This is a genomic window from Sulfuricaulis sp. (assembly GCF_040901545.1).
Lineage (GTDB): Bacteria > Pseudomonadota > Gammaproteobacteria > Acidiferrobacterales > Sulfurifustaceae > Sulfuricaulis.
Map to the genome: position 1 here is coordinate 1 of NZ_JBBDYL010000044.1, position 3,242 is coordinate 3,242.

The 3,242-nt window shown below is 57.5% G+C and carries 2 protein-coding genes; both read right to left on the reverse strand.

Features of this window, described 5'->3' with window-relative positions:
* A partial coding sequence (locus WD823_RS08335; RefSeq protein ID WP_368429032.1) for an ABC transporter substrate-binding protein occupies positions 1-554 on the reverse strand: 554 nt, incomplete at its 3' end.
* Between the two features lie 82 nt (positions 555-636).
* Positions 637-2,706: a dipeptide ABC transporter ATP-binding protein gene (locus WD823_RS08340; protein ID WP_368429033.1), complete on the reverse strand. Its 2,070-nt coding sequence runs from the start codon at positions 2,704-2,706 to the stop codon at positions 637-639.
* Positions 2,707-3,242 lie beyond the last annotated feature (536 nt).

Consider the following 3,242-nt stretch of genomic DNA (forward strand, 5'->3'; position numbering starts at 1 on the left):
AACTTCGGGTCCTGCTTGAGCTTGGCGGCGCTGTAAACGCAATCCCAGGGCGAGGCGAAGTTCGACAACATGGATGCATTGGTTTTTTTCAACTTAAACACCACGGTTTGCGCATCCGGGGTTTCGATCGTGGCCACGTCGGCAAAAGTCGCCTCACGTAGCGAACGTACGCCTGCCGGCGGAGTGCGGATACGATCGTAGGTGGCTTTAATGTCCGCCGAGGTCATTGCGCTGCCGTCGTGGAATTTGACGTTGTTGCGCAGTTTGAAGGTGTAGGTCAGGCCGTCCTTGGCGACCTTCCAGGAAGTGGCGAGGTCGCCGGTGATTTTGGGATAGTTCGGGGCGTCGAATTTGAGCAACGTGGAATAATGCGGCCGCACCGGATGGATAAAGGCAAACGAGGCATTGGCGTGGCAATCGTAATTCGGCGGATCGGCGCTGACCGCGAACGTGAGGGTGCCGCCGCGTTTCGGCGTTTGCGCCATGGCCGATGCCGAAACGACCACCGCCAGCACGGCGAGAGCGGTCGAAAACAACGAAGTTTTGAGTTTCATATGTTCCTCCTTAATGATGGTACGCTATGCAAAATTTTTTGAATTTGTCAGCTAAAATGCCGGCGTTCAATGCATGCTTCGCTCAGAGTTTGATACACGCGGCGTAATGGTGCGGCCGTACTTCGCGCAGTTCGGGTACCGCCATTTTGCATTCCTCCGTAGCCAGCGGGCAACGGCTATGGAACACGCACCCCGAAGGTGGGTTAAGCGGGCTTGGCACTTCGCCGCCCAACACCCCGTATTTGCGCTCGCGCTCGCGCCGCGGATCGGGAATGGGAACCGCGTCTAACAGCGCCCTAGTGTAGGGGTGCTGCGGGTCGCTGTAAAGCGCATCGCGGGCCGCAATCTCCATGATACGTCCCAGGTACATGACCACCACCCGATCCGAGATATGGCGCACCACCGCCAGATCGTGGGCAATAAACAGGTAAGTAAGGTTGAATTGATCCTGTAATTCTTCCAACAGATTGATGATTTGCGCCTGGATCGAGACATCGAGCGCGGAAACCGGCTCGTCGCAGACAATAAAGGCGGGTTCCAGCGCCAGCGCGCGCGCGATGCCGACCCGCTGGCGTTGCCCGCCGGAAAGCTCGTGCGGATAGCGCTCCGCCATATAAGGGAACAGGCCGACCTGGACCAGCAGTTCGGCCGCGCGCGCCTTGGCCGCCGCCCGGTTCGGTTGCAGCTTATAGACCAGCATGGGTTCGGCGATAATGCTGCCGACCTTCATGCGCGGATTGAGCGAACTGTAGGGATCCTGGAAGATGATTTGCGCGTGCCGCCGGTATTTCTGCAACTGTCCGCCGACGGCTCGGGTTACATCATCGCGGTTGAATAAGACCTGTCCCGAGGTGGCGTTTTCCAAGCGGATAAGAGTACGTCCGACAGTGGTTTTACCGCAGCCGGATTCGCCTACCAGGCCGAGAGTCTCGCCCGGATAGATGTTGAAGGAGACGTCGTCTACCGCGCGCACCAACCCTTTAGCCCCACCAAACAGCGTCCCCTTGCCGCCGATATTGAAGAACGTCTTGAGATTACGCACTTGCATTAACGGCGTGTCGTAGGCTATCGCCTTCACGAGCGGCGCTTTATCAGCCGCGCCCACTAAGCCCAAACCTGGCGCTCCCACGCGCGCCATCTCTTCCGCCCGAAGACAGGCGGAAAAGTGACCGCCCTCCACCTCAAGCAGGGGTGGGGGCGCCAGGTCGCAGGCCTCAATCCGCGCCAGACAACGCGGCGCGAAGCGGCAGCCCAGGGGGGGATCGAGCAGGTTGGGCGGCAGGCCCTCGATGGTTTCGAGTTTGCGCCCGCGGGTTTGGTCCAGGCGCGGGACGGAACGCAGCAAGCCGGCGGTATAAGGATGACACGGGTGCGCGAAAATAACTTCCGCCGTCCCCTGCTCGGCCATGCGCGCGGAATACATCACATTCACACGATCGGCATAACGCGCCACGATGCCCAGATTGTGGGTAATGATCACCATCGCAACACCGAGGTCGCGCGACAAGTCCTTCATCAATTTCAGAATCTGCGCCTGGATGGTGACATCGAGCGCGGTCGTCGGCTCATCGGCGATAATCAGCTTCGGGTTGCACGCCAAACCGATGGCGATCATCACGCGCTGACGCATGCCGCCGGAAAACTGATGCGGATATTGTTCCAGCCGGTGTTCGGGTTCCGGTATGCCGACCAGCTTCAGCAACTCGATCGCCCGCGCGTGCGCCGCTTTCCCATCCATGCCCATGTGGATGAGCAGCGGCTCCATGATTTGGAAGCCGATGGTCAGCACCGGATTGAGCGAGGTCATGGGTTCTTGAAAGATCATGGCGAGGTCGCGTCCGCGAATTTGGCGCATCTCGTCTTCCGACAATTTCAGCAGGTCGCGCCCCTCGAACAGAATGCGACCGCCGACGATCTTGCCGGCGGGCTTCGCCAGCAGCCGCATGATCGTGAGCGCCGAAACCGACTTGCCGCAGCCGGATTCACCGACCAATGCCACGACCTCGCCGGCGCGAACCCGATAGGAAATCCCCTCGACCGCGCGCACGACGCCGCGTGAGGTGACAAAATGCACATGCAAGTCTTCAATTTCTAGAAGCCAAGGACTGGGGTTTTGTCCTTTTGCTGCAGGTACGGAATTTCTCGATGCCAAGGTAATCGAGCTCATCTCAATTGGGGATCACAATGAAGCATTTTTTGTGTTTGCGCATTTGCGTCTGCGTTTTGGAATAAGGGCCTATGATTATTCCGGGCACTGAATAATTCCCGCTCCCTTCGAGATCGCGGTTATGTTAAACGACAACCGTTCCCGTCATGCCTCGGACAATAAGAAAATAATTCTTATCTGATCTGAAATTATCGGGAAATACTGACCTCCACCCTCGATCCTGTCAAGCAAGCGCTTTGAGGCATGGTCGTATCGGTACCAAAGGCCCCAAAAGCCTAAAAACCACTTAATATATTGAATCGTTTCGATCTCAAGCGACTTGATTCACAAACCAAGGTTCAGCCATAAACTTCCGCTCCCACCTGGACCGTAACAGGGAGAATACTCATACGAAGATAAACAGGGTTGTGCATGTCTAGAACCTATCTCAAAATACCCTGTTTCGGTTCGCGTAGGGTGCGTCCCGCGCACCAATGGCTGCGTTTAAACCGTGGACCGGTGCGCAGGGCGCACCCTACCGT